Origin of the sequence: Halocynthiibacter sp., assembly GCF_049608145.1 — a bacterium.
In the GTDB taxonomy this organism is placed as follows: Bacteria; Pseudomonadota; Alphaproteobacteria; order Rhodobacterales; family Rhodobacteraceae; genus Halocynthiibacter.
This window is the reverse complement of record NZ_JBMYXF010000003.1, coordinates 68,962-90,636: the sequence shown is the minus strand read 5'-3', so window position 1 is coordinate 90,636 and position 21,675 is coordinate 68,962. Positions and strand designations below refer to the sequence as shown.

The following is a 21,675-nucleotide window of genomic DNA, read 5'->3' as shown; positions in this document are numbered from 1 at the left end:
ATATTCACAAGCAACGAAATGGATCAACGAAACGAGGCAGATTATGATTCGTGTTAAAACCTCCGTCGCACTTCTTTGTGCAGGTACAATTGCTCTGGCAGGCTGTGTAGACCCCGGCCCCGAGCCCCGCAATGGCAACACCCGTACCCAGAATGGCGCATTGATTGGTGCAGGCATTGGTGCGGTTCTTGGCGGCACACGTGAAAGCGGCAGCGATCGCCTTAAGAACGCAGCAATCGGCGGCATCGTCGGTGGTCTGGTTGGGGCCGGCATCGGCGGCTATCTGGACAAGCAGGCGCAGGAATTGAACCGCGATCTGGGCAATGACGTAAATGTGGTGAACAACGGTGACCATCTGGTCGTCAGCATGCCACAGGATGTCTTGTTCGCCACCAACAGCGCCAATCTGACAGGCTCTCTTCAGAATGATCTGCGCACACTTGCGAGCAGTCTGAACCAATATCCTGACAGCACCGTCGAAGTCATCGGTCACACCGATAACACAGGTGATGCGGGCTACAACCAGGATCTGTCTTCACGCCGTGCCACTTCCGTTGCATCTGTCCTGCGCAATTCAGGCGTTGCCTCACATCGCATCCGCGCCTTTGGTCGCGGTGAAAATGAACCCGTCGCAACCAACCTGACATCTGAAGGCCGTGCACAGAACCGTCGCGTGGATATCATTATTCGCCCGTCCAACTAAGCGAACCAAAATATTTAAAAGAGGCCGGGCAGTATCCCGGCCTCTTTTTATTTGTCCGCTCTCAATTGTGGTCATATAATATGACCAATAAAGCGGAGCCCCCATGCCATTTCAGAAAATCCAGCCCCAGAAAATCGCCAGTGCCGTCGATCAGCAGATCGAAGAACTGATCCTTCAGGGTATCCTGCGTCCCGGCGACCGGCTGCCATCAGAACGGGATCTGGCAGAACGCCTTGGGGTCTCTCGTCCGTCTCTGCGCGAAGCAATTTCAGATCTCCAAAACAAGGGCTTACTCGAAAGCCGCGCAGGCTCTGGCATTTTCGTCACCGAAGTTCTCGGGTCCGCCTTTTCGTCGGCACTTGTTACCCTATTTGCGGGCCACGACCGGGCCGTCTTTGATTACGTCAGTTTCCGACGTGATATGGAAGGCCTGGCTGCCGAACGCGCGACACAATGCGGGTCAGACACCGATCTTCAGGTGATCGACGCGATTTTCCGCAAAATGGAAACGGCACATGCCGAAGGCGATGATGTCCGCGAAGCCCGACTGGATGCTGAATTTCACCTGTCCATTATGGAGGCCAGCCACAACGTCGTCATGCTGCATATGATGCGCTCTATGTTTGATTTGCTACAGCAAGGGGTCTTCTACAACAGGCAGGCCATGTTCCACCAGGAAACCACTGCAGATCTCATGTTGGAACAACACCGTGCGATCAACAATGCCCTTCAGGCCAGAGATCCCAAAGCAGCACGCGATGCCTGCGAATCTCATATGGAATATGTTTCATCCTGCCTGCAGGCCCAGAAACAGCGTGACGAAAACGAAACGATTGCCCGTTTACGCCTGGCCAGTGAAACCAATTCATCTTAAGGCTGATTTCTGCCATCAAAATGGCACCCTGTTTTCTCATTCCTTAACTTTTCGGTGGCGTTAAACCGAGAGACGCCCCTGATCTGTGTACCAAAGAACGCATTAACGAATAATTTCAGATTTACATCTAGGCTCCCAAATTGTTTTTTGGCATTGTCTCAGCTAATATGAAGAAAACAATGTAATGTGTTCAGGAGTTAACATATGAAATCCCCGATCCTTCTTGCCAGCGCCGCTGTTGCAGTTACGGTTCTATCCGGCTGTATTGATCAGCAAAACTATGCAACCACCCCTGTCGAAGTTCAGACTGAAAAAGGCACTGTTGTCTGTCAGCTTTACACAGAAAATCGGGTTCTCTGGGACGAAGCTATTGTTGCCCCTCCCGGCATGACCATCCGTGAAGCAAACAACATCTGTGTGCGTGAAGGCCACCGTCGTCTCAGCAACCGCTGATCACTGGCGAATGCCTGACTGAACATATTATTTCATATGTTCGATATAGAAAAACCAGCGCTGGTCATATGCCAGGCGCTGGTTTTTTATATCTGAAGCGCATTTGGTCCAGACAAGAAAAAGGGCGCGTGAAACAATGTTTCCGCGCCCTCTTTATCTGATGTAACGTCCTGATCAGTTCAGGCGTGTCTCGGTTTCAGAGATAGCAGCATCGATCAAAGCGTTGCCATCAGCAGCGGTCATGTTCTTGACGATCATGTCGCTTGCCGCGCCAACAGCTACGGAAACAGCACGATCACGTACTTCCTTCACCGCAGCCTCCTGAGCAGATGTAATCTGGTCTTCAGCGGCCTGCAGGCGACGCGTAATAGAAGATTTCAACTCCTCTTTCGCCAGTTCTGCAGCCTCTTCAGCTTCCATCTTAGCATGGGCCACAATACGTGACGCCTGCTCTTTGACTTCTTCCTGCTTGCGCTCATATGAGGCCAGCAAAGTCTGTGCTTCTTCACGCAGCGCGCGGGCTTCATTCAGTTCAGACTGAATGCCTTCTGCACGTGCGTCCAGCTGACCGCCCAGCATGCCTGGAACCTTGGCAACCAAAAGGATACCAACGAAAGCCAAGAATGCGATGACAACAACAAAATCAGTGTTGAACAGCGAGAAGAATGGAATGTCGCCAGCGGCAAACGCCGGAGAAGCGGCAAGCGCAAAAAGAACGGAAAGTTTTTTCATGTTCTTACCCTTTCATCCGTGCGGTCACAGCAGAGGTCACGGAACGCGCATCTGCTTTCCCGCCCATCGCAGCGATGATTTCTTTAGCAGTGTCTTTGGCAACTGTTTTCACAGCGGCTTCAGCACCGGCACGGATTTCAGCAATTGCTGTTTCGCTTTCCGCGGCTTTGGCAGCAATCTCAGCGTCTGCTTTTGCAATCGCCTTATCAAGATCCGCCTGAATCTCTGCTTTTGCGTCTGCAACAATCTGACCAGCTTCGGTGCGGGCATCTGCAAGTGCCTTGTTATAGGCCTCTTCAGCTTCCAGCGCTTTCGCTTTCAAATCTTCTGCAGCAGCAATATCGTTTGTGATGGTGCCGCGACGTTCAGCAAGAACAGATGCGATCCGTGGCAAAGCCACTTTGGACAGCACAAAGAAAATGACAACAAGTGTAATCGCAAGCCAGAAAATCTGGTTTGGGAAAGTTGACAGTTCCAGCTGTGGCAGGCCACCGGCAGCTTCTTCAGCTGCGTGAAAAGCATCCTGAGACGCGTCCGCCGTATGTGTAGTATTAGCCATGTCGTCCCCTCAGAGCCTTCGTAAACATCGGGTGGATCTTATCAGACCCACCCGTGCGTAAGGAATGTTCTGTCAGGTCTTAAACAGCGAACATCAGCAGCAGAGCAACGAGGAACGAGAAGATCCCCAGAGCTTCAGCAAATGCGATGCCGATGAAAAGGTTAGCAGTCTGAGAAGCAGCTGCAGATGGGTTACGCAGAGCGCCTGACAAGAAGTTGGCAGCTACGTTACCAACACCAAGTGCTGCAATACCTGTGCCCATGCCTGCGAGGCCAGCGCCGATGTGTGCGAGTTCGCCTTCCATAATGATATCTCCTTACGATTGGAAGTTGAGGTAGTAGTTCAGACCAGCCCTTAGTGTGATGGGTGCAGTGCATCTTTCAGATACACACAGGTCAGAATGGTGAACACGTAAGCCTGGATAAAGGCCACGAGAACTTCGAGAGCGTATACAGCAGTGATCATACCGATTGGCAGGATCGCCCCGATGCCCATGGCACCGGCAAAGCCTGCAAACACTTTGATAACCGCGTGGCCAGCCATCACGTTACCCGCAAGACGGATAGAATGGCTAACAGGACGCACAAAATAAGATGTTACTTCGATAATCGCGAGGATCGGACGCAGGGCCAGTGGTGCAGAAGACACCCAGAACAGGCCAAGAAAGCCAACGCCGTTTTTCACGAAACCGATGATGGTCACACCCAAGAACACCAGCATCGCCAGAACCGCAGTCACCGCGATGTGGGATGTTGTGGTAAAGCTCATTGGCAGCAAACCAAGGAAGTTTGAGAACACGATGAACATGAACAGGGTCATGATATATGGGAAGAACGCGACGCCGTCTTTGCCGGCAACATCTTCAACCATTTTGTAAATAAAGCCATAGGCCATTTCCGCGATGGACTGGCTGCGTGTTGGAACGATTGCGCGACGGCTTGTGCCAACCAGCATCAGCAGAACAACGCCAACAACTGCAATCGCCATCCACAACGTTACGTTGGTCGGCGTGTACCAATTGATCGGACCGTCCCCAAAAAGAGGAGAGATCACAAACTGATCCATCGGGTGAATTTGCAATCCGCTTGGTCCTGCTGCGTCCGCTGCCATGGTCAATCCTTCGTCGTCTCTATGGCGGTATCATCCGCCGTGTTCTCATTCGCAGCCGCTGCTGCTCTCATGCGTTGCTCCTGGAGTTCATGCGCTGTCCCGATCATTACACGGACACCTGCGGCAAACCCCACCAGCAGAAATATTATCATCAGGAAAGGTTTCGTTCCAAAGACCGAATCCAACCCCAAGCCGATCCCGAAACCAACCCCAAGGCCAGCCACAAGCTCGGTCACCATGCGCCAGGCCACAGAGGCCATAGAATGGTGACTTTCCTTCCGGGGCGCATCTTCCTGCGTCTTCTTCAGCGCATCGATCCGGTCTTCAAGCGCCGCTAAGCGGTTTGGATCGGGCTGTTCAGACATCAAAAAGGCCCCTCTGGAAACTTGCCGCGAACCTAGGCGGCGACGCCTTCAGAGTCAACAGAAGCTGAAACAAAGATAATTCACCGTAACATTTTGTTTTTAAACAGATTATATTTGATTAACTTCGACACCCACGAACCACATCGCGCCCCACCGCGATCTCCGCAATCATTTTCCTTTATTCAACTTCCTGGTTGACTATCGCCCTGCGGAACGTTTCCGCCTCTTTCAGAAGCCAGTCACAAAAACGCCGAACCGCCTGCCGCCGTCCGGCCCGGTCAGGATCACCCCTCGCCATCCGATGTTGTGAATTACAAATCCAAGTTGTGACGCAGCCCGCAGGCTTTTCCCCTCGAAACCTGTCTTCCGCACCCCGATATTGGGAGTCAGTTGAAAGGATCCATTATGATTACCCTGTTACGTCTTTGTGCCGCCGCCCTTTGTTTGGCTGTCCCGCTTGCTGCATGTGAAATCAAGGCCCCAGAAAATCAAACAGATCCATCTGACGCGGGAGACTACACCCCCACCATAGAACCCCCCGTTCTGATACAGGTTTCCGTCGCCCCGCACCGTGTTAAATGCCAAGGCATGATTCCGATGAACTGCCTCGTTGTTGATGGCGAATATTTTTATGAAAGCATTGCAGGCTTCACCCATGAAGCAGGCACAACCTATCAGCTAGAAATCGAACGCAGCCCACGTGCCGCTCCGGGTCAAATCATCCATGACGCGGGATATTACAGCTATCGCTTGATCCGGGTGATCAGCGCGACCCAGTAAAACGTCTCACGATCCGCCCATCGATCAGCAGCAGCCCACAGAAAATTGCGCCCATCCCCAGGATGTGCTCGATCGCCAGCGGCTGCCCCAAAACCCACACGCCCAGCGACACGGCGGACACCGGCGCAATAAACGTAACGGTGGATGTGTTCGTTGCGCCAATGCGCGGCAAGACCCAGTAAAAGGCAACAAACGACGCCGAGGTCAGGACAAAACCGATCATCATCAGCGCGCCCCAAGTTTCAGCCCGCGCCACAACCGGCCAGCCATCATGCCAAATCGCCAACGGTGCAATCAAAACGCTTGCCCCGGACAGGGCCATCGCCGCCAAAACGGCTGGATCAATCGCCTTATATCTACGCGCCATATTGCCTGAGATCCCGTAACAAATCGGTGCCCCGATGGTGATCACAATCGCCCAGAAAGCTGACGCCTCACCGCGCTGCAACACCGGCCAGGCCAGGATCACAATCCCCAGAAATCCAAAAGCAACACCCGCGGTCTTCGCCCCTGTCGCACGCTCCCCTCCCGGCCAGAAATGCGAAATCAGCACCACCATCCCCGGGGTCATTGCGTTGATAATCCCAGCAACTCCCGCAGAAATGCTCTGCTGACCAAGGGCATAGATTGCAAAAGGAAACGCAAAACTGATGGCCCCGAACACCAACATCTCCAGCGCCAAACGCAGGGTCACCGACACCTGTTTCCGACGCATCAGAACCCAGATCCAACAGCCCAGCGCCCCAAAACTGACCCGTCCCAACGAAACGGTGACAGGCCCCAGTTCACGCAACAGGATTTCATTAAAGACAAAGGACATGCCCCAGCCAATGCCAAGTGTGATGATCACCAGCCATTCTTTTAATGTCATATCCCGCGTTCCTTTTTGCGCAGATCACGCCTGCCGGCCCGCATTGTCAATCCGTAAATTCCACATGTCAGGGTGACAGCCTCCACGCCCTGCGCTATCCCTGTCTCGCAGAAACGGAGCCACCAATGACCCTTTTCACTTTTCTTGATTACGCCTCTGTTCTGGTGTTTGCCCTGACAGGTGCGCTTGTGGCCAGCCGGGCGCAGCTGGATATCGTTGGTTTTTGCTTTTTTGCCTGCCTCACAGCGGTGGGCGGGGGTACTGTGCGCGACGTATTGTTGGACCGCAACCCTGTGTTCTGGCTGGAACGCCCGTCTTTTCTTGCCGTGGCCTGCGGCGCGGCCCTTTTTGTCTTCTTTACCGCGCATCTTTTTGAAAGCCGCTATCGCCTGCTGCTTTGGCTCGACGCACTTGCATTGGGTGTTTCGGTTTCTGCTGGCTCCGGCATTGCTCTGTCATTGGGCCAGCCTGCGCCCGTGGTCATCCTGATGGGCATCACCACGGGGTGTATGGGCGGCATTATGCGCGATACGGTTTCAAACGAGGTGCCCTTGGTCCTGAAACAAGGCGAACTTTACGTGACCTGCGCCCTGGCCGGATCCATCGCGACAGTCGCCGCCAGCCAAATCGCCCTGCCCCCGGAACTGATCGCCCTGACGTGCACCACAGTCACGTTCTTCCTGCGCGCCGGTTCAATGATTTTCGGCTGGGGCATGCCCGCCTATAAATCCCGCCCGCCACGGCCTACAAAAACCGAGAAATAGCACATCCGCCGGATATTTTTTCGCTTGTTGCAAATCAACATTCCCCTGGTTTCGCCGCGGACTTCCGGGCCTCAAGTCGGGCATGGCGTTCCTCAAACCCGCGCTGGCTGTCGCCCCATTCCGGTGCCTCCTTCACAAGATCCCGGTAAGGCGTCGGTGCATCACGTCCCTCAAGAAAACCGGCCAGGCGCGCATACATGAAACTTTTCAACGTCTCATTCATCTTCGTTTGATAGCCCGTCCCCATACTTTTGAAAAAGCGCAGAACGTCTTCGTCGATCCCGATCGTGATGCGTTTCTTCTTTCGTTCCGGTCGTTCGGCCCAGATCATGCGCCATTCCTCAGGAATACGCTGATTGATGTTGATCTCGTGATGCATGTCCCATTCAAGCCGCGCCAATGCGTCCATCATGTAATGTGCGTAAACGTCCGTCTTCTTTCGCGGTCGCCCCTCAGGGCGGGGCATTTCACGGCCTTCAAAACGCATGATCCGTCTCCCGGGGTTGTGCCTGATCTAATACAGCCTGCCCGAAAAACCTTAACGCGGCGTCAGCACTACGCGCGGCCTGTATGCATAAGATATGCATGACATGTGTATCGCTTGTGCATGGCCATGTTGCCCCTCAACAAACCCGCCTCATCCCCAGCGGATCAGACCAATAATTGCGGATGTGGCATAAAAGAACTGAAGCGCGAAAAACGCCCATCTCTTGTCAATATATCCCCACCCCGCAAACAGCAAAGCAGACGCAAGCAACAGCGAAAACCCCAGCACTTCATTGCCTGTGTTCGACGCGATCAACAGGGCATAGATCATTGCCAGGACCGATCCTGAGATTTCGAAAAAGGCGACCAGCCGGGTTTTATTCATATCTTAACCATCCTCTTTTTTTCCCATATCGCATGTGATAGAACATGAATCAAATGGATTGATTTCATATTTCAATTCAAATTTGTCATGGAGTGCATATGCAACGACTTGATATAGATGCCCTGCGTACGCTTTGTGCCATTGACGACCACGGCGGGGTCACGCGTGCCTCTGATCATCTGTCCCTGTCACAATCAGCGGTCAGTCATAAGATCAAACGTCTGGAAACCGGGATCGACTGCCGCCTTCTGTCCCGACGTCCAGGTGCCCCCTTATTTACTGACGATGGGCAGCGATTGCTGACCTACGCCCGACGCATCCTCTCCCTGCACGACGAAGCCCTATCCAGCCTGTCAAAGCGCCCGCTTTCCGGCAAAATTCGCCTTGGCATGACAGAAGACATCACCAGCAGTGACCTGTCACATATTCTTGGCCGTTTCACACGATTGCACCCCAGCGTGTCCGTTCGCACACACGTCCGCCAAAGCCTTGTTCTTGCAGCCGAATTGGAACGAGGTGAAATTGATTTGGCTATGATGCAGATCTTTGAAAAGGACATACGCAAAGGGGATCAACTGCTTTATAAAGACCGGCTGCACTGGGTGAAATCCCCTGATTTTCAACCAGACATGACCCGTTCCCTGCCGTTTCTGTCCTATGATGCAAATTGTTTCTACAAAAACCACGCCATGGAACGGCCCCCAGAATCGGGGCTGACAATCACCCTAGAATGCGCCAGTTCGTCCGGTATCAGATCTGCTGTTCAGGCGGGACTGGGCGTCGCGCTTCTGCCGGCAGCATATCTCAGCCCCGAAATGGAAATCCTACAAGAAGGCTTCCCCCCTGCCCCGGATCTTGCATATATCCTGCGACAGCCCCGCAACGCGCCCAGCCCTGCGGCACAAACACTTTCCAGCCTGATAAGCGATATACATACCCACACAGGCACACGTCGGACCGCCCTGACATAAGCCCATAAAATCAATGCCGAAAAACACATTCCCAACGTCGGGCCCCACTCTGCCCCGCAACAGAAGAGCATTGCCCTGACGTCCGCGCGTAGTTGACCTTCCGGCGTTGTTTCAATAACCCAAACCTATGTCTGCACCGCTTGATATCATTTTCTCGGCCCTCTCTGACGCCACCCGCCGTCAGATCCTGACGATGCTGCTGGAAGACGATATGGCCGTCACAGATGTGGCCGAACCTTTTGATATGTCGCTTGCGGCGATCTCCAAACATCTGGTGGTTCTCACCAATGCCGGGTTGATCAGCCAAGACAAACGCGGCCGCGTCAAATGGTGTCGGATTGAAGAAAATGCCCTGCGCGATGCATCAGCTTGGATGCAGGCCTTTGGTCATTTCGAAGCAGTAAACCTTGATGATTTTGAACGCTTTCTAGAAAGCGAACTGGGCGAATAGGGCTAAACAACACGGACCAATCAACATGCCTGCCCCCCTTGAGGAAGCCCGCCCCGCACGCTATGGACAGGCAACCAATCTGTACGGACTGTGCTATGCCGATCTTTCTCAACTCTACTGATGCTGACTTTGAAAGCCGCTTTGCCGCTTTCCTGACAACCAAACGCGAAGATTCTCCCGAAGTAGATGACGTTGTGCGCGATATTATCGCCGATGTGCGCGCCCGTGGGGATGAAGCAGTGCTAGAGCTAACTGCAAAGTTTGACCGCATGAACCTGCGTGCCGATCAGATCCTGTTCACCAAGGCCGAGATCGAAGAAGAATGTGCCAAGGTAAACGAAACCGAGCGGGCCGCACTTGAACTGGCCGCCGAACGCATCCGCGCCTATCACGCACGCCAGTTGCCTCAGGATGAAAGCTGGACTGATGATGCAGGCGCGACACTGGGCTGGCGCTGGGGGCCTGTTGATTCTGCGGGGCTTTATGTGCCAGGCGGGCTGGCCAGCTATCCATCGTCAGTTCTGATGAATGCCATTCCAGCGAAAGTCGCGGGCGTGAAAAACCTGACCATCACAGTTCCCACGCCCGATGGCATCATCAATCCGTTGGTCATCCTGGCTGCGAAACTGTCCGGCGTTGATAACATTGCGCGCATTGGCGGTGCCCAGGCCGTGGCAGCACTGGCCTATGGCACCGATACAATTGCGCCGGTTGATAAGATCACAGGCCCTGGCAATGCCTTTGTCGCCGCAGCCAAACGCCGGGTGTTTGGCAAAGTGGGCATCGATATGATCGCTGGCCCAAGCGAAATTCTGGTGATTGCGGATAAAGACAATGATCCGGACTGGATCGCGGTAGATCTTCTCAGTCAGGCGGAACATGACGAAAGCGCGCAATCTATTCTGATCACGGACGATGCCGATTTCGGGCAATCCGTTGCCAACGCGGTTGAGAAACGCTTGGAAACACTGGAACGCCGCGCAATTGCAGCGCCCAGCTGGCGTGATTTTGGTGCCGTCATTGTCGTGCGCGATCTCGACGAAGCCGCACAACTGTCTGATCGCGTAGCCCCGGAACATCTCGAACTTTGCGTCGATGACCCCGATGCGCTCTCAGACAAAATCACCCACGCCGGGGCAATCTTTCTGGGCCGTTTCACTCCCGAAGCGATTGGCGACTACATTGGTGGGCCAAATCACGTGCTGCCAACCGCAAGATCTGCCCGCTTCAGTTCCGGCCTGTCGGTGCTTGATTTCATGAAACGCACCACGCTTTCCAAAATGTCCCCCGGTGCGCTTGCCGCCATTGGCCCCGCCGCCGTTACCCTTGCCACCAGCGAAAGCCTAGAGGCCCACGGGCTTTCGGTTGCATTGCGCCTGAAACAATTGAACAGTGACTGAGTTATGACAAACCGAATCTGCCATATTGAGATCGATGACGCCGGCTTGCCTGCGCCGACACCAGAGATCGAACAAGAACGCAAAGTTGCGATCTTTGATCTTCTGGAAGACAACAGCTTTGCCTTGCCCACGCGTGACGACCGTGATGTACCTCCGGGTCCTTACCGCATGTTACTTGCAATCCGTGAACGCCGCTTGGTCTTTGAAATCGCACAGGAAGATGAAACTGCCATTGGCGAATTTCACTTGTCGCTTGGTCCATTTCGACAGGTTGTGAAAGACTATTTTCAGGTCTGTGAGAACTATTTTGACGCGGTAAAAACCCTGCCGCCCAGCAAGATCGAAGCCATTGATATGGCGCGCCGCGGCATTCACAATGAAGGGGCAAACGTTCTTCAGGAGCGTCTGGAAGGCAAAGCAGCGATCGACAAAAATACCGCGCGGCGCCTTTTCACCCTTATCTGCGTATTGCATTTCGGAGGCTGATGCGTGGCAGAAGACCTTCCCGGATCAGTTTTGTTTTGTTGCGATTACAACGCCGTGCGTTCCCCCATGGCAGAAGGCCTGATGAAAAAATATTACGGGTTCGACACATATGTTCAATCCGCCGGGGTCAAGAATGATCTCGAAATCGATGGCTTCTCCGTCGCTGTCTGTCAGGAACTGGGCATTGAATTGTCCCGCCATAAATCCCGCAGTTTTGACGAAATGGAACAATGGGGCGATGATCTGTCAGGCTTTGATCTTGTCATCGCCCTATCCCCTGCAAGTCAGCGCCGCGCGCTGGAACTAACGCGATTTTTCCACCTAGAGGTCGAATACTGGCCCATCCTTGATCCTACGGGATTGGGCGAAACGCGAGATGCGAAACTCACGTCTTATCGCCAGGCCCGCGATCAGATCAGCGAACGACTGATCGCGCGTTTCGGCCCGCCTATGTCGGAAGACAGCTGATCAGGCCATACAGGATGGCAATCCTAGACGAATCAGTTCCGCACCGCTGATCCGATAAAAACCATGTGTCCTTTGTCGCCCTTCACGCAAATACCACGTCCGGATAGGTTCCGGGTAATGCGCTGCAATCATATGTGACCAATAGTTAAAATCAGCGTCACTCAGCAGATCTCCGGATTGGCTGGGCCCGTGAAAACCAAATGAAGTTTCAGGAAAGACACAGGCACTTTCCAGCCCTAGGAACATCGTACAGGACGACAGGCAATTCCCACCGCCTATCTGCACATCCTGCCCCCGTAAACGGATTTCAGAGATTTCCTGCACACGCCGCTGAACCAAGCCGCCCCGGTCATCATGCACGATCACAATATCTTTCCCGGACCTTTCAGTTGCATTCGCCCCCGATGCCACGATGACCAGCAATGCAAATAAAACCAACACCAACCCCAGTCCCCGACTGCGAAACATTGCAACACCTTCACGCCGGGAACGACGAACAACGCATAATTGATCTTCCATATCTCACCCTACAGTCGCCCCCCGGCGACTGCCCTTCATTTTCCCACCTGACAGATCAGGCCCTGACCGGAAAATGCCTCTTCACCCTTAAGAGCGGGTTTACAACTGTGGATTTCCGCCTGGATTTTGCGTCGCATTTGCCGAAAATCCGCCAAATTCCACCCAACATGCATCTGATTTGCCAGAATTCCGTGTTTTTCTACGATCTGATCTTGAATTACCCAGCAAAGGCCGTCATCTAACAAGCGCCCGCGATGTGACGGGTGTTTTTGGATGGAGTCACCATGGCCAAGGAAGAAATGCTCGAATTTCCCGGTGTTGTAACGGAACTCCTGCCGAACGCGACATTCCGGGTCGAGCTTGAAAACGGCCATGAGATTATCGCGCATACGGCAGGTAAAATGCGCAAGAACCGCATCCGCGTTCTGGCAGGCGATAAGGTACAAGTCGAAATGACGCCTTATGACCTGACCAAGGGTCGCATCAACTACCGCTTTAAGTAAGCACATGAAGCTGATCCTCGGGTCCGCCAGTCCGCGCCGCAGGGAACTGTTGGCGCAAATTGGCGTTGTTGCAGACGAAATTCGCCCGGCGGATATCGATGAAACACCTCGCAAGGCGGAATTGCCCCGCCCTTACGCCATCCGCCTGGCCCGTGAAAAGGCCGAAGCGATTAACATTGCCGCAGATGAAATCGTGTTGTCCGCCGACACAATCGTCGCACTTGGTCGTCGCATTCTGGGCAAACCTGCGGATGCAGCAGAAGCCCGTAAATATCTGCAACTGCTGTCTGGCCGCCGTCATCAGGTAACCACTGCCGTTGCCCTGCGCCGCCATGATCGCACCTGGGAAGTCTCAACCACCACTGCCCTGCGCATGAAACGTCTGTCAAAATCTGACATCGACGCCTATATCGCCACCGGTGAATGGGAAGGAAAAGCCGGTGCTTATGGCATCCAAGGCTATGCGGGGCGGTTTGTGCCCTGGATCAACGGATCATACACTGGCGTCGTCGGGCTGCCACTGACAGAAACAGCCGGCCTGCTGACCGCAGCCGGGCTGATAGAAGGAACATCATCATGAAGGGTCGCACTGCTGTCCTTGGACATCTCGAAGATCAAGCCGCTGCCGCCCTGATCGAAGATGGCAAACTTGTTGATTTCCTAATTGATGCGCCCGGAGACGATCTTCGTCCTGGCGCCATATGCCGTGCAATCTGCGAACGCCCTGTCAAAGGTCAGGGCGGGATTTTTCTGCGTCTGCCAAATGATGGCAAAGCCTATATGAAACAGGCCAAGGGCCTTGCCCCAGGTCAGGCCCTGCTGGTTCAGACCACAGGCTATGGTGAAGATGGCAAAGCAACGCCCGTTACGCCCAAGGTTCTGTTCAAAAGTAAATACGCGATTGTCACCCCAAATGCGCCAGGCCTGAATATTTCCCGCGCAATCAAAGATGATGATTTACGCGATGAACTGATGGTGATTGCCCATGAAGAAATGGACGATTCAGACGCTGGGCTCATTCTGCGTTCTGCCTGTGTAGGTTCGGACCGCGAAGAAATTGCCGAAGATGTTGCAGCCATGCGTGCCATGTCGGATCAAGTGATGGCCGACGCAGAAGGTTCAGAGGCAGAATTGCTTATTGATGGCCCTGACGCCCACCACCTTGCTTGGCGGGAATGGGACGCTGACAGCGTCGACACCGATGAAGACGCCTTTGAGAACAATCAGGTATATGATCTACTGGAAGCCTTCACCTTTGCCCGCGCGCCCCTTACTGGCAGTGGCCATATCTATGTGGAACCGACCCGCGCACTGGTCGCTGTGGATGTAAACACCGGTGGTGATATGTCCCTCGCGGCAGGCCTGAAAGCCAACCTTGCAATGATCAAAGAACTGCCCCGCCAGCTGCGCATTCGTGGCCTTGGTGGGCAGGTGACACTAGATCTTGCCCCAATGCCGAAAAAAGACCGTAAGATGTTTGAACACAGCCTGCGCGCAACCCTGCGCAAAGACACGATCGACACGGTTCTTGCGGGTTGGACGCCATTGGGCTGTTATGAGCTGCAGCGCAAACGCGAACGTCTGCCGCTGCGTGATCTGCTGCCCAAAGGCATTTTCTGATGAGTCGAGAATGCCCTATCTGCCAGAAAGAAACGGAACAGAAATACCGTCCGTTTTGTTCCAGACGTTGTGCGGACATTGATCTTGGTCACTGGTTTGACGGCACGTATACACTGGATTCCGACGATGAAGATGTGTCGTCTTCCACTGTGGAAACAGCCGACTAACCACGCCAATTATTCAGTCACCCGGTATAGTCGTGCAACAGGGTCAGGGCCTGCGCATGAATGTTAGGGTTGGCCGCCGCCAACACCTGCCCGCCTTCATGAACGGGACCACCCGTCCAGTTGGTGACAATGCCACCCGCAGCTTCGATCACTGCGATCGGTCCCTGAACATCATATGAATTCAACCCAGCTTCGATCACCAGTTCGACCTGCCCCGCCGCGACCAGCGCATAAGCATAACAATCTGTGCCGTAACGCGTCAGCTTCACCTGATCGCGCACAGCCTCAAATGCCAAGCGCTCCTGGCTGGTGCCAACTTCGGGGAAGGTTGTGAAAAGCGTCGCGTCTGACAGCAGCTTCACATCAGATGTCTTCAGCTCCCGCACCCCCATTGGGCCATCACAATACGCTTCGCCAAAACCACCAAAGAAACGTTCCCCGATATATGGTTGATCAACGACCCCCATCACAGGCCCGTTTTCATCCCCAACGGCAATCAGCACACCCCACGTTGGTGTACCACTGATATAGCTGCGCGTGCCGTCAATCGGGTCAAGCACCCAGGTCAGGCCCGAGCTGCCCTGTTGAAACCCGTATTCTTCCCCCAAAATACTGTCCCGCGGACGCAATTCCGCCAGAACATCACGCATTGCTTTTTCAGCACCGCGGTCTGCGACGGTCACAGGATCAAAACTATCAGAGAGTTTGTTATCCGCCATTAGGCCTGCACTGCGAAAATGTTGCAGCGTTACAGGGCGCGCAGCATCTGCCAAAGCATATGCGCAAGCTTTCAAAGCCTGAATTTCGGTGTCAGAAAATTGTGTCATGTCTGCTCCGCATGCCGGGATTTTCCACAGCCCTGGCATGCGAAACAAACAACGTCAATAAAAAGCACCTCACGGTGCTTTTTCAGGATCAGGCAGCGTCGCTGAGAACACGTGCCAAATCAAATAGGCGACGACGCTGATTTTCCGGAATAGAATAGTAGGACCGGATCAGTTCCAACGCCTCTTTGTCAGCCAAAAGATCACCTGGAACTGCAGCACCTTCGCTGACAGCTTCATCAGCGGTCTCTCGCAAGCCTTCAAAGAAATACGCGACAGGCACATCCAGTGCGTCAGATATATCCCAAAGACGGGATGCGCTTACACGATTCATCCCGGTTTCATATTTTTGAATTTGCTGAAATTTAATTCCAACTTTTTCTGCCAACTGTTGCTGGGTCATACCAACCATCCAGCGGCGATGTCTGACGCGTTTACCAACATGTACGTCTACAGGGTGTTTCATACCATACTCCTTTTCCCTGACTCTGATAGTAAGCAATTTTCATGCCAACCGTAAGTCCAGTTGAAATTTTATTCTCCACAAGCGCTTTTTTGTATCGCTTCCTGCGTTTTCACCGGAGTCCTTCCGGTTGAGTTGACTAAATAGCCAGGTCAAAACTCACATGGCGAAATTGGTTAACTCAAAGCACATCACTCGCGCTTAACGTGTTTTGCATTATGCCTCCCATATTGCAACATGTCCTTAAGTCAGTTCGTTGCAATTTGCGAAGACCTGCCGATTTCGCCGTCACAAAACCCAATTCACCCCCTGTCTCCCTGAAATAATTCCAGAATATTGGCAGATTAAATTTTGACACAGGAATAAGCCTGCTAAGAAAGATCAGGATCTGATAAAAGGACAGTGATAAAATGCTAAGCTATCGCGTCACATCATTTGATACCCCGGCTGAATTCATTGAAAGGAAAGTGAAATCCCCTGCGGCAGGTCAGGTTCTCGTTCAGGTCGCAGCCGCCGCTGTCAATTTCTCAGACCTTCTCCTTCTTAAAGGTCGCTACCAAGACACACCGCCCCTGCCCTTCACGCCAGGGCTCGAATTTTCAGGTCGCGTCATCGCCTGCGGTCCCGAAGTTAACCAGAATTTGAAAAATCAGCGCATCACCGCTTACGCAGGCCATGGTGGGTTTGCGGAACAAGCATTTGCGTCAGCCGACCGCTGCCTGATTCTTCCGGACAATGTCAGTTACGTTGATGCCGCCGGGTTTCAAGTTGCATGGGGAACCACCCATATTGCCCTATCACAGCGCGCAAGACTGCAATCCGGTGAAACGCTTGTAGTATTGGGTGCAGGCGGCGGCGTCGGGCTAACAGCGGTTAAACTGGGCAAGCTTCTGGGGGCTCGCGTTATTGCTGTCGCCCGGGGGCCGCGAAAACTTGAAGCCGCCGAACACGCCGGGGCGGATATTCTGATTGATTCAGAAACCGCCGACATTCGCGAAACAATCATTGCGGCTGGGCGCGCTGACGTTGTGTATGACCCTGTCGGCGGCGAACAGTTCACTGCCGCCTTTCGCGCCTGCAACCCCGGAGCACGGATTTTACTTATTGGGTTTGCCAGCGGCGACATTCCCGAAATTCCAGCCAACCACGCGCTTGTAAAAAACATCGACCTGATTGGAGTAAACTGGAGCGGTTATTGGAAGTTCGCCCCAGATATTCTGATACAATCAGGTCGAACGCTATTGAACTGGCTGGCCGAAGGGAAAATAGAAGCCAATGTGCACCACCACTTTCCGCTCTCAGGTATTGAAGATGCCCTTACACTTTTGCGGAACAGAACTTCGACTGGCAAAATAGTAGTTCTACCCACCGAAAAATGCCTTAACCGTATCAAATTGCACAATTAAAGCGCGTTAAACGCCCCTCGCAAAAGCCTAGACATCGCCTCGCACACCGGACCACGATCAACAGCGGTCACGTATAGGTTGATTTTAGTGCTTTCGAGCTCTGGCAGTGCACCCCCATGGTCAATTTCTTCCATGCGCGGGCCTTGCATTCCCTCTATCACCGCATGCACCGCAAGATCTGCATTCACAGACGCTTCGATGGTGCGGGAGCTTTCGCTTTCAACGGCCATTTCCCACGGTATCCCCGCGCGGTCAAGTGCCCCTTGCGCCCCCTGGCGAAAAATACAGTTGTGTTCAAACGCCAGACGCAAGGGACGTGTCTTCCACGCCTGCCCCCCAGGGGCACCCACCCAGACAAGCGGGCGTTCAGCCAGAATTTCTGCACCTTTATCAGCAGAATTTTCTGTTGTCAGGATCACATCACACTCTCCCTGAGCAAACAGGGATTTCAATTTGGTTGTATAAGAAGAGATCAACTGCACTTTCATGCGCGGGTATTCCCTATGAAACCGCTGCAAAACACCAGGGATGCCGGGGTATACAATGTCATGTGGCACCCCAAGCGTGAATTCCCCTTCATACGATTGATGGGTCAGCTTGCCATATACTTCATCATTCAGCGCAAGCATCCGGCGCGCATAGCTCAACAGCTGCTCACCCGGGGCGGTCAGCGCGATCTGGCGGGAACTCCGGTCCAGCAAAGACACATTCATTGATTCTTCCAAGCGCTTCAGCTGCATCGATACAGCCGATTGCGTCAGGTGCAGAAACCCTGCCGCCTTCGTCACCCCGCCAGCATCTGCAACCGCAACAAAGCTGCGTAACGCAGTCAGATCCAAATTTCTTGACACATCACAATCCTTGATGAGTTAACCCAAAAACATTCATTTTTAATGTGGATCATGAAATGACATATACATCAAGTGATTTGATGAAACGAAGCAACAGCTTCACGAAACATGAATGGAACGGACATATGACCAATACTGCCACTGTAACCGCCGTGACTTCTTACGCAGATTTCGCAGCCTATGCCAATGCACGCCCTCAGGCCGCGTCTTTCTTTGCACGCTTCGCGAAACTGACTTCCGTTATGCGCCAGCGCCGCGCGCTTGCCCGCTTGGATGCGCACTTGCTGGAAGACATTGGCGTGACCGCACATCAAGCCAGCGCCGAAGCTCATCGTCTGTTCTGATCCCATCTCGCAGACAATCGCCTAAAGCAAATCTGCGATTTTCACCTGATCAGGTCAGAAAACCTTGAAAATTCCGCCGCCTTCACCGATATTACGGGGGAGGCGGCTTTCTTTTGGCTGCGTAAGTTTCATTTTTTTCCGGAGGCCACAATGGCAACCTATCACCAGTCAGACGTCCGCGTCGGCGCCCGCGCAGCAGCAATTGACGCAGGCCTGCGCGCCCATATGAATAAAGTATACGGCACAATGTCCATCGGCATGCTGATCACAGCACTGGCGGCTTGGGCTATTTCAGGTCTTGCTGTGACCTCTGATCCGACAGGCGCAACCGCTATGCTGCGCAACGGCCAATATCTGACCGGCCTGGGTAAGGCGATTTACATGTCGCCGCTGAAATACGTGATCATGTTCGGCCCACTTGCCTTCCTGTTCTTCGGGTGGGGCGCGATCATGAAACGCGCATCTTCTGCTGGCGTACAACTTGGTTTCTTCGCCTTTGCATCCATCATGGGTCTCTCGCTCAGCTCTATCTTCCTTGTTTACACAGGCGCATCTATTGTTCAGACATTCCTTGTGACATCTATCGCTTTCGCATCCCTGTCCATCTGGGGCTACGTGACAAAACGTGACCTGTCTGCAATGGGTGGCTTCCTGATGATGGGTGTGATCGGCCTGATCGTTGCGATGATCCTGAACATGTTCCTACAGTCCGGCGTTATGACCCTCGCGATTTCCGCAATCGGTGTTGTACTGTTTGCTGGCCTGACAGCTTTCTACACACAGGACATCAAGAACACCTATGTTGCCCACGCAATGCACGGTGATCAGGAATGGCTGAACAAAGCAGCAATTGACGGCGCGATGAGCCTCTATCTCGCGTTCCTGAACATGTTCCAGTTCCTGCTTATGTTTATGGGTCAGCAAGAATAATTTCAGTAACATATGAATATCGGGGCCAGTCAGAAATGACTGGCCCTTTCTTGTTGTAAAGGCGCTTGCACATGTCGCGCCACCCCTGCATCATAGCGCAGATTCAGGAGGGTTCTCATGCGTAAATTTCTAGTGGTTCTTGATGACAGCCGCGAATGTCTGAACGCCATGCGTTTTGCTGCAATGCGCGCAGCACACACCGGTGGTGGCGTCGAAATCCTATCTGTGATTCCACCGGATGATTTCAATCACTGGGTTGGCGTGGGTGATCTGATGCGCGAAGAAGCCCGCGAACGCATTCATGCCCATTTTGAAGTTTTCGCCAAATGGATGCGTGACAAGCAAGGCGTTGATCCTGAACTTGTGGTGCGTGAAGGCGAACCTGTGGAACAAATCTTGGCCCAAGTGCAAGATGACCCTGAAGTCGGCGTTCTGGTTTTGGGCGCAGGCACCGATAAAAAGGGGCCCGGTCCCTTGGTTACACAGCTGACCAAAGCCTCAGGGTCTCTGTCGATTCCAATCACCATCGTTCCGGGTGAGCTGTCCAAAGAACGCCTAGAAGCCATCACCTGATCAAGTTGCCGCTCGACCCTCTGCCCTTCAGGCAGAGGCACTCACATCATTTGACGGGAAACACTGTCCAATAAGAAAATCCGCCATTTTCTTCTGGGTCCGCACAATCCAGCCGGGCAATGGCTGTCGGAGCATCGCTTCCCCAGGCATAGGTTGCGACGCCAACTTCACATCCCGCCTCCAAAGCAAAATCTGCCGTTGCAAGTATCCGCACATACGACTGCAAGACATCAGTCCAATCGTGCTCAACCATGGCTTCCGGTATCAGTTCTTTGTTACGCTGCAGGCTATCACGAACATGGCCCATAACAGTTTCCAATGTAACAAACGAAACTCCATCCGGATGCGCGGCCAGCAAACCCGTATCTTCCACCCCAGTTTTTGGCCAATCATTCGCCATGAAAACTGTGTCAGGCAGAACCCGATATGCTTTACGCCACAAAAGGATGTCAAACGGGTTCACTCGATCCGGCATATTCAGGTTCTCTACCCGTTCCTCATACCCATCTTGAAAATAATACCTACCGTGGTCCATCACCCGCATCACCGGCCAGCCCCGTTCATCTGCACCCGTCCGCAGATCACGCGAAATAAGATAGGTTTCGCTAAGCGTAACGCTGTGAAATCCCAGATTGTCTTCAACACTGCGCAACAGAAACAGATGCGTGTCATTCCACCCTAGAAGTTCTTCACGCATCTCAACATACCGGGGCGGCGTCGCCTGAACATTTTGCACCAAACCGATCGACAGCAAAAATACTGAAATACAAAATCGTATCATCTTTCCCTTAAATCACTTACAGATAGATCCGCACCAGAACTGCCACCCAGGCCACACCCGCTGCTAGCGCGGTAACTGCAACCCCCGCACTGCCTAGATCTTTGGCTTGTTTAGCAAGGTCGTGTTTTTCCATCGTGATCAGATCAACACAGCGTTCAATTGCCGTGTTAAACAGCTCAGCCGCTAGGATAAGCACTCCAAGGGCCAAAATAAGCGCGCGCTCCCCACCGCTGAGAGGCAACCACAACGCAAGAGGGGCCGAAATCGCATTGGCGAAAATCCATTGTTTCAGGCTGTGTTCTTCCTGCCAGCAATTCACCCAGCCTTCCCAGGACCAGATCGCACGCCACTTAAACCGATCCCACTGTGATTTCAAAAAACCCATCATGTTCGTTCCTTCACATAGTGATTCACTGCATCCTGCACGCGCCGAAAACGATCCCCGCCCAGCTTTGTGCCACCATACCAACGTGTCACCACAACGATATGATTGCGCAGCTCTTCGCGTTCCAGCATGCGCACAATCACCATGCCTGCACCGCTTTCACCGTCGTCATTTTTCAACGGGCCTTCGTTCAAAAGACAGGCCCAAGTGTTATGGGTGGCTTTGGCAAATTTCTTCTGACGCTTCAACTGCTTCAGAAACGCGAGCGCATCTGCCTTGCTGTTCACCGCGCCGCCGGACACCGCATATTTGCTGCCGCGGTCATTTATGATGCCATCAAAAATTTCCATTCCTGCGGGTGTATCGCGAGTGACACAAAAGGAAAAGCCCCCGACTGAAAATCCGAACCGGCGCAATTTCATAACCAAAAACAATCACTAAAACAAATACC

General features: G+C 53.2%; 33 protein-coding genes. 18 read left to right on the top strand and 15 right to left on the bottom strand.

Features of this window, described 5'->3' with window-relative positions; genetic code table 11:
• Positions 1-43: 43 nt before the first annotated feature.
• The 3 genes from ACPGUT_RS02345 to ACPGUT_RS02335 all read left to right on the top strand — a co-directional run bounded on the left by ACPGUT_RS02345 (position 44) and on the right by ACPGUT_RS02335 (position 2,030).
• Positions 44-703, top strand: coding sequence for an OmpA family protein (locus tag ACPGUT_RS02345; RefSeq protein ID WP_423988634.1), 660 nt, complete (start codon positions 44-46; stop codon positions 701-703).
• Between the two features lie 103 nt (positions 704-806).
• Positions 807-1,577, top strand: a complete 771-nt coding sequence (locus tag ACPGUT_RS02340; protein WP_423988633.1) for a FadR/GntR family transcriptional regulator — start codon at positions 807-809, stop codon at positions 1,575-1,577.
• A gap of 204 nt (positions 1,578-1,781) precedes the next feature.
• Positions 1,782-2,030, top strand: coding sequence for a hypothetical protein (locus ACPGUT_RS02335; protein ID WP_423988632.1), 249 nt, complete (start codon positions 1,782-1,784; stop codon positions 2,028-2,030).
• Positions 2,031-2,204: 174 nt separating this feature from the next.
• On the opposite strand, the gene ACPGUT_RS02330 is transcribed toward ACPGUT_RS02335, so the two are convergent.
• The 5 genes from ACPGUT_RS02330 to ACPGUT_RS02310 all read right to left on the bottom strand — a co-directional run bounded on the left by ACPGUT_RS02330 (position 2,205) and on the right by ACPGUT_RS02310 (position 4,796).
• Positions 2,205-2,762: a F0F1 ATP synthase subunit B gene (locus tag ACPGUT_RS02330; RefSeq protein ID WP_423988631.1), complete on the bottom strand. Its 558-nt coding sequence runs from the start codon at positions 2,760-2,762 to the stop codon at positions 2,205-2,207.
• A gap of 4 nt (positions 2,763-2,766) precedes the next feature.
• Positions 2,767-3,321, bottom strand: a complete 555-nt coding sequence (locus ACPGUT_RS02325) for a F0F1 ATP synthase subunit B' (protein WP_423988630.1) — start codon at positions 3,319-3,321, stop codon at positions 2,767-2,769.
• Between the two features lie 79 nt (positions 3,322-3,400).
• Positions 3,401-3,625, bottom strand: coding sequence for a F0F1 ATP synthase subunit C (locus tag ACPGUT_RS02320; RefSeq protein ID WP_423988629.1), 225 nt, complete (start codon positions 3,623-3,625; stop codon positions 3,401-3,403).
• Positions 3,626-3,675: 50 nt separating this feature from the next.
• On the bottom strand, positions 3,676-4,431 hold the full coding sequence (locus ACPGUT_RS02315) for a F0F1 ATP synthase subunit A (protein WP_423988628.1): 756 nt from the start codon (positions 4,429-4,431) through the stop codon (positions 3,676-3,678).
• Between the two features lie 2 nt (positions 4,432-4,433).
• A complete protein-coding gene (locus ACPGUT_RS02310) occupies positions 4,434-4,796 on the bottom strand; it encodes an AtpZ/AtpI family protein (protein ID WP_423988627.1) in 363 nt (120 codons plus the stop codon).
• Positions 4,797-5,393: 597 nt separating this feature from the next.
• Here ACPGUT_RS02310 and ACPGUT_RS02305 point away from each other — a divergent pair.
• The gene (locus tag ACPGUT_RS02305; RefSeq protein WP_423988626.1) at positions 5,394-5,576 is read left to right on the top strand and encodes a DUF4377 domain-containing protein; all 183 of its coding nucleotides are present in this window, start codon (positions 5,394-5,396) and stop codon (positions 5,574-5,576) included.
• On the opposite strand, the gene ACPGUT_RS02300 is transcribed toward ACPGUT_RS02305, so the two are convergent.
• The gene (locus ACPGUT_RS02300) at positions 5,560-6,447 is read right to left on the bottom strand and encodes a DMT family transporter (RefSeq protein WP_423988625.1); all 888 of its coding nucleotides are present in this window, start codon (positions 6,445-6,447) and stop codon (positions 5,560-5,562) included. The genes ACPGUT_RS02305 and ACPGUT_RS02300 overlap by 17 nt on opposite strands.
• Positions 6,448-6,572: 125 nt before the next feature.
• Between ACPGUT_RS02300 and ACPGUT_RS02295 the strand changes: the two genes are divergently transcribed.
• Entirely contained in the window at positions 6,573-7,211 is a 639-nt protein-coding gene (locus tag ACPGUT_RS02295; protein ID WP_423988624.1) for a trimeric intracellular cation channel family protein, read from the top strand.
• Positions 7,212-7,245: 34 nt separating this feature from the next.
• Here ACPGUT_RS02295 and ACPGUT_RS02290 read toward each other — a convergent pair whose 3' ends face one another.
• Together ACPGUT_RS02290 and ACPGUT_RS02285 are read right to left on the bottom strand one after the other, a co-directional pair.
• Positions 7,246-7,698, bottom strand: a complete 453-nt coding sequence (locus tag ACPGUT_RS02290) for a BrnA antitoxin family protein (RefSeq protein ID WP_423988623.1) — start codon at positions 7,696-7,698, stop codon at positions 7,246-7,248.
• Positions 7,699-7,848: 150 nt separating this feature from the next.
• Complete coding sequence (locus ACPGUT_RS02285; protein WP_423988622.1) at positions 7,849-8,082, bottom strand: hypothetical protein; 234 nt, start codon at positions 8,080-8,082, stop codon at positions 7,849-7,851.
• 98 nt (positions 8,083-8,180) lie between these two features.
• Between ACPGUT_RS02285 and ACPGUT_RS02280 the strand changes: the two genes are divergently transcribed.
• From ACPGUT_RS02280 to ACPGUT_RS02260, 5 genes are all read left to right on the top strand, one after another.
• Positions 8,181-9,053 carry a LysR family transcriptional regulator gene (locus ACPGUT_RS02280; RefSeq protein WP_423988621.1) on the top strand — a complete coding sequence of 291 codons (873 nt, stop codon included), beginning with the start codon at positions 8,181-8,183 and terminating at the stop codon, positions 9,051-9,053.
• A 127-nt stretch (positions 9,054-9,180) separates the two neighbouring features.
• The gene (locus ACPGUT_RS02275) at positions 9,181-9,504 is read left to right on the top strand and encodes an ArsR/SmtB family transcription factor (protein ID WP_423988620.1); all 324 of its coding nucleotides are present in this window, start codon (positions 9,181-9,183) and stop codon (positions 9,502-9,504) included.
• 95 nt (positions 9,505-9,599) lie between these two features.
• Positions 9,600-10,904 (top strand): histidinol dehydrogenase, encoded by a 1,305-nt coding sequence (hisD, locus tag ACPGUT_RS02270; RefSeq protein WP_423988619.1) that lies wholly within the window; start codon positions 9,600-9,602, stop codon positions 10,902-10,904.
• Positions 10,905-10,907: 3 nt separating this feature from the next.
• The gene (locus ACPGUT_RS02265) at positions 10,908-11,390 is read left to right on the top strand and encodes a UPF0262 family protein (RefSeq protein ID WP_423988618.1); all 483 of its coding nucleotides are present in this window, start codon (positions 10,908-10,910) and stop codon (positions 11,388-11,390) included.
• Between the two features lie 66 nt (positions 11,391-11,456).
• On the top strand, positions 11,457-11,858 hold the full coding sequence (locus ACPGUT_RS02260) for a low molecular weight phosphatase family protein (protein WP_423988650.1): 402 nt from the start codon (positions 11,457-11,459) through the stop codon (positions 11,856-11,858).
• On the opposite strand, the gene ACPGUT_RS02255 is transcribed toward ACPGUT_RS02260, so the two are convergent.
• A complete protein-coding gene (locus tag ACPGUT_RS02255; protein WP_423988617.1) occupies positions 11,859-12,377 on the bottom strand; it encodes a hypothetical protein in 519 nt (172 codons plus the stop codon).
• A gap of 284 nt (positions 12,378-12,661) precedes the next feature.
• On the opposite strand from ACPGUT_RS02255, the gene infA reads away from it, so the two are divergent.
• The 4 genes from infA to ACPGUT_RS02235 are packed head-to-tail and all read left to right on the top strand — an operon-like array spanning position 12,662 to position 14,667.
• Positions 12,662-12,880, top strand: coding sequence for a translation initiation factor IF-1 (gene infA, locus ACPGUT_RS02250; RefSeq protein ID WP_039017373.1), 219 nt, complete (start codon positions 12,662-12,664; stop codon positions 12,878-12,880).
• 4 nt (positions 12,881-12,884) lie between these two features.
• Positions 12,885-13,460, top strand: coding sequence for a Maf family protein (locus ACPGUT_RS02245; RefSeq protein ID WP_423988616.1), 576 nt, complete (start codon positions 12,885-12,887; stop codon positions 13,458-13,460).
• The gene (locus ACPGUT_RS02240; protein WP_423988615.1) at positions 13,457-14,500 is read left to right on the top strand and encodes a ribonuclease E/G; all 1,044 of its coding nucleotides are present in this window, start codon (positions 13,457-13,459) and stop codon (positions 14,498-14,500) included. The genes ACPGUT_RS02245 and ACPGUT_RS02240 overlap by 4 nt, the downstream gene beginning before the upstream one ends.
• Positions 14,500-14,667: a DNA gyrase inhibitor YacG gene (locus tag ACPGUT_RS02235; protein WP_423988614.1), complete on the top strand. Its 168-nt coding sequence runs from the start codon at positions 14,500-14,502 to the stop codon at positions 14,665-14,667. The genes ACPGUT_RS02240 and ACPGUT_RS02235 overlap by 1 nt, the downstream gene beginning before the upstream one ends.
• A 17-nt stretch (positions 14,668-14,684) precedes the next feature.
• Here ACPGUT_RS02235 and hisN read toward each other — a convergent pair whose 3' ends face one another.
• Positions 14,685-15,494, bottom strand: coding sequence for a histidinol-phosphatase (gene hisN / locus ACPGUT_RS02230; protein ID WP_423988613.1), 810 nt, complete (start codon positions 15,492-15,494; stop codon positions 14,685-14,687).
• Between the two features lie 88 nt (positions 15,495-15,582).
• Complete coding sequence (locus ACPGUT_RS02225) at positions 15,583-15,957, bottom strand: helix-turn-helix domain-containing protein (RefSeq protein ID WP_423988612.1); 375 nt, start codon at positions 15,955-15,957, stop codon at positions 15,583-15,585.
• A gap of 407 nt (positions 15,958-16,364) precedes the next feature.
• Here ACPGUT_RS02225 and ACPGUT_RS02220 point away from each other — a divergent pair, with 407 nt between their 5' ends.
• Positions 16,365-17,360: an NADPH:quinone oxidoreductase family protein gene (locus tag ACPGUT_RS02220; RefSeq protein WP_423988611.1), complete on the top strand. Its 996-nt coding sequence runs from the start codon at positions 16,365-16,367 to the stop codon at positions 17,358-17,360.
• On the opposite strand, the gene ACPGUT_RS02215 is transcribed toward ACPGUT_RS02220, so the two are convergent.
• Entirely contained in the window at positions 17,357-18,211 is an 855-nt protein-coding gene (locus ACPGUT_RS02215) for a LysR family transcriptional regulator (RefSeq protein WP_423988610.1), read from the bottom strand. The genes ACPGUT_RS02220 and ACPGUT_RS02215 overlap by 4 nt on opposite strands.
• A gap of 56 nt (positions 18,212-18,267) precedes the next feature.
• Here ACPGUT_RS02215 and ACPGUT_RS02210 point away from each other — a divergent pair, with 56 nt between their 5' ends.
• From ACPGUT_RS02210 to ACPGUT_RS02200, 3 genes are all read left to right on the top strand, one after another.
• Positions 18,268-18,555, top strand: a complete 288-nt coding sequence (locus ACPGUT_RS02210; protein WP_423988609.1) for a DUF1127 domain-containing protein — start codon at positions 18,268-18,270, stop codon at positions 18,553-18,555.
• A 150-nt stretch (positions 18,556-18,705) separates the two neighbouring features.
• Positions 18,706-19,485, top strand: a complete 780-nt coding sequence (locus tag ACPGUT_RS02205; RefSeq protein ID WP_423988608.1) for a Bax inhibitor-1/YccA family protein — start codon at positions 18,706-18,708, stop codon at positions 19,483-19,485.
• A 117-nt stretch (positions 19,486-19,602) separates the two neighbouring features.
• Positions 19,603-20,058: a universal stress protein gene (locus ACPGUT_RS02200; protein WP_228849360.1), complete on the top strand. Its 456-nt coding sequence runs from the start codon at positions 19,603-19,605 to the stop codon at positions 20,056-20,058.
• Between the two features lie 46 nt (positions 20,059-20,104).
• Here ACPGUT_RS02200 and ACPGUT_RS02195 read toward each other — a convergent pair whose 3' ends face one another.
• Genes ACPGUT_RS02195 through ACPGUT_RS02185 form a run of 3 tightly spaced genes read right to left on the bottom strand, consistent with a single transcriptional unit; the run spans position 20,105 to position 21,574 of the window.
• Complete coding sequence (locus ACPGUT_RS02195; protein WP_423988607.1) at positions 20,105-20,839, bottom strand: hypothetical protein; 735 nt, start codon at positions 20,837-20,839, stop codon at positions 20,105-20,107.
• Positions 20,840-20,855: 16 nt separating this feature from the next.
• Positions 20,856-21,227 (bottom strand): diacylglycerol kinase, encoded by a 372-nt coding sequence (locus ACPGUT_RS02190; protein WP_423988606.1) that lies wholly within the window; start codon positions 21,225-21,227, stop codon positions 20,856-20,858.
• Entirely contained in the window at positions 21,224-21,574 is a 351-nt protein-coding gene (locus ACPGUT_RS02185; protein WP_423988605.1) for a YigZ family protein, read from the bottom strand. Before ACPGUT_RS02185 ends, ACPGUT_RS02190 begins: the two co-directional genes overlap by 4 nt.
• Between the last annotated feature and the right edge of the window lie 101 nt (positions 21,575-21,675).

What these genes read in the sequence shown, in the direction of transcription:
- ACPGUT_RS02265 (WP_423988618.1), top strand. Translation starts at nt 10,908, where the DNA reads ATGACAAACCGAATCTGCCATATTGAGATCGATGACGCCGGCTTGCCT.
- ACPGUT_RS02245 (WP_423988616.1), top strand. Translation starts at nt 12,885, where the DNA reads ATGAAGCTGATCCTCGGGTCCGCCAGTCCGCGCCGCAGGGAACTGTTG.
- hisN (WP_423988613.1), bottom strand. Translation starts at nt 15,494, where the DNA reads ATGACACAATTTTCTGACACCGAAATTCAGGCTTTGAAAGCTTGCGCA.
- ACPGUT_RS02305 (WP_423988626.1), top strand. Translation starts at nt 5,394, where the DNA reads ATGAACTGCCTCGTTGTTGATGGCGAATATTTTTATGAAAGCATTGCA.
- infA (WP_039017373.1), top strand. Translation starts at nt 12,662, where the DNA reads ATGGCCAAGGAAGAAATGCTCGAATTTCCCGGTGTTGTAACGGAACTC.
- ACPGUT_RS02240 (WP_423988615.1), top strand. Translation starts at nt 13,457, where the DNA reads ATGAAGGGTCGCACTGCTGTCCTTGGACATCTCGAAGATCAAGCCGCT.
- ACPGUT_RS02260 (WP_423988650.1), top strand. Translation starts at nt 11,457, where the DNA reads ATGGCAGAAGGCCTGATGAAAAAATATTACGGGTTCGACACATATGTT.
- ACPGUT_RS02255 (WP_423988617.1), bottom strand. Translation starts at nt 12,377, where the DNA reads ATGGAAGATCAATTATGCGTTGTTCGTCGTTCCCGGCGTGAAGGTGTT.
- ACPGUT_RS02345 (WP_423988634.1), top strand. Translation starts at nt 44, where the DNA reads ATGATTCGTGTTAAAACCTCCGTCGCACTTCTTTGTGCAGGTACAATT.
- hisD (WP_423988619.1), top strand. Translation starts at nt 9,600, where the DNA reads ATGCCGATCTTTCTCAACTCTACTGATGCTGACTTTGAAAGCCGCTTT.
- ACPGUT_RS02210 (WP_423988609.1), top strand. Translation starts at nt 18,268, where the DNA reads ATGACATATACATCAAGTGATTTGATGAAACGAAGCAACAGCTTCACG.
- ACPGUT_RS02200 (WP_228849360.1), top strand. Translation starts at nt 19,603, where the DNA reads ATGCGTAAATTTCTAGTGGTTCTTGATGACAGCCGCGAATGTCTGAAC.
- ACPGUT_RS02225 (WP_423988612.1), bottom strand. Translation starts at nt 15,957, where the DNA reads ATGAAACACCCTGTAGACGTACATGTTGGTAAACGCGTCAGACATCGC.
- ACPGUT_RS02320 (WP_423988629.1), bottom strand. Translation starts at nt 3,625, where the DNA reads ATGGAAGGCGAACTCGCACACATCGGCGCTGGCCTCGCAGGCATGGGC.
- ACPGUT_RS02190 (WP_423988606.1), bottom strand. Translation starts at nt 21,227, where the DNA reads ATGATGGGTTTTTTGAAATCACAGTGGGATCGGTTTAAGTGGCGTGCG.
- ACPGUT_RS02335 (WP_423988632.1), top strand. Translation starts at nt 1,782, where the DNA reads ATGAAATCCCCGATCCTTCTTGCCAGCGCCGCTGTTGCAGTTACGGTT.
- ACPGUT_RS02340 (WP_423988633.1), top strand. Translation starts at nt 807, where the DNA reads ATGCCATTTCAGAAAATCCAGCCCCAGAAAATCGCCAGTGCCGTCGAT.
- ACPGUT_RS02280 (WP_423988621.1), top strand. Translation starts at nt 8,181, where the DNA reads ATGCAACGACTTGATATAGATGCCCTGCGTACGCTTTGTGCCATTGAC.
- ACPGUT_RS02275 (WP_423988620.1), top strand. Translation starts at nt 9,181, where the DNA reads ATGTCTGCACCGCTTGATATCATTTTCTCGGCCCTCTCTGACGCCACC.
- ACPGUT_RS02315 (WP_423988628.1), bottom strand. Translation starts at nt 4,431, where the DNA reads ATGGCAGCGGACGCAGCAGGACCAAGCGGATTGCAAATTCACCCGATG.
- ACPGUT_RS02205 (WP_423988608.1), top strand. Translation starts at nt 18,706, where the DNA reads ATGGCAACCTATCACCAGTCAGACGTCCGCGTCGGCGCCCGCGCAGCA.
- ACPGUT_RS02285 (WP_423988622.1), bottom strand. Translation starts at nt 8,082, where the DNA reads ATGAATAAAACCCGGCTGGTCGCCTTTTTCGAAATCTCAGGATCGGTC.
- ACPGUT_RS02295 (WP_423988624.1), top strand. Translation starts at nt 6,573, where the DNA reads ATGACCCTTTTCACTTTTCTTGATTACGCCTCTGTTCTGGTGTTTGCC.
- ACPGUT_RS02310 (WP_423988627.1), bottom strand. Translation starts at nt 4,796, where the DNA reads ATGTCTGAACAGCCCGATCCAAACCGCTTAGCGGCGCTTGAAGACCGG.
- ACPGUT_RS02195 (WP_423988607.1), bottom strand. Translation starts at nt 20,839, where the DNA reads ATGATACGATTTTGTATTTCAGTATTTTTGCTGTCGATCGGTTTGGTG.
- ACPGUT_RS02290 (WP_423988623.1), bottom strand. Translation starts at nt 7,698, where the DNA reads ATGCGTTTTGAAGGCCGTGAAATGCCCCGCCCTGAGGGGCGACCGCGA.
- ACPGUT_RS02330 (WP_423988631.1), bottom strand. Translation starts at nt 2,762, where the DNA reads ATGAAAAAACTTTCCGTTCTTTTTGCGCTTGCCGCTTCTCCGGCGTTT.
- ACPGUT_RS02235 (WP_423988614.1), top strand. Translation starts at nt 14,500, where the DNA reads ATGAGTCGAGAATGCCCTATCTGCCAGAAAGAAACGGAACAGAAATAC.
- ACPGUT_RS02185 (WP_423988605.1), bottom strand. Translation starts at nt 21,574, where the DNA reads ATGGAAATTTTTGATGGCATCATAAATGACCGCGGCAGCAAATATGCG.
- ACPGUT_RS02325 (WP_423988630.1), bottom strand. Translation starts at nt 3,321, where the DNA reads ATGGCTAATACTACACATACGGCGGACGCGTCTCAGGATGCTTTTCAC.
- ACPGUT_RS02220 (WP_423988611.1), top strand. Translation starts at nt 16,365, where the DNA reads ATGCTAAGCTATCGCGTCACATCATTTGATACCCCGGCTGAATTCATT.
- ACPGUT_RS02300 (WP_423988625.1), bottom strand. Translation starts at nt 6,447, where the DNA reads ATGACATTAAAAGAATGGCTGGTGATCATCACACTTGGCATTGGCTGG.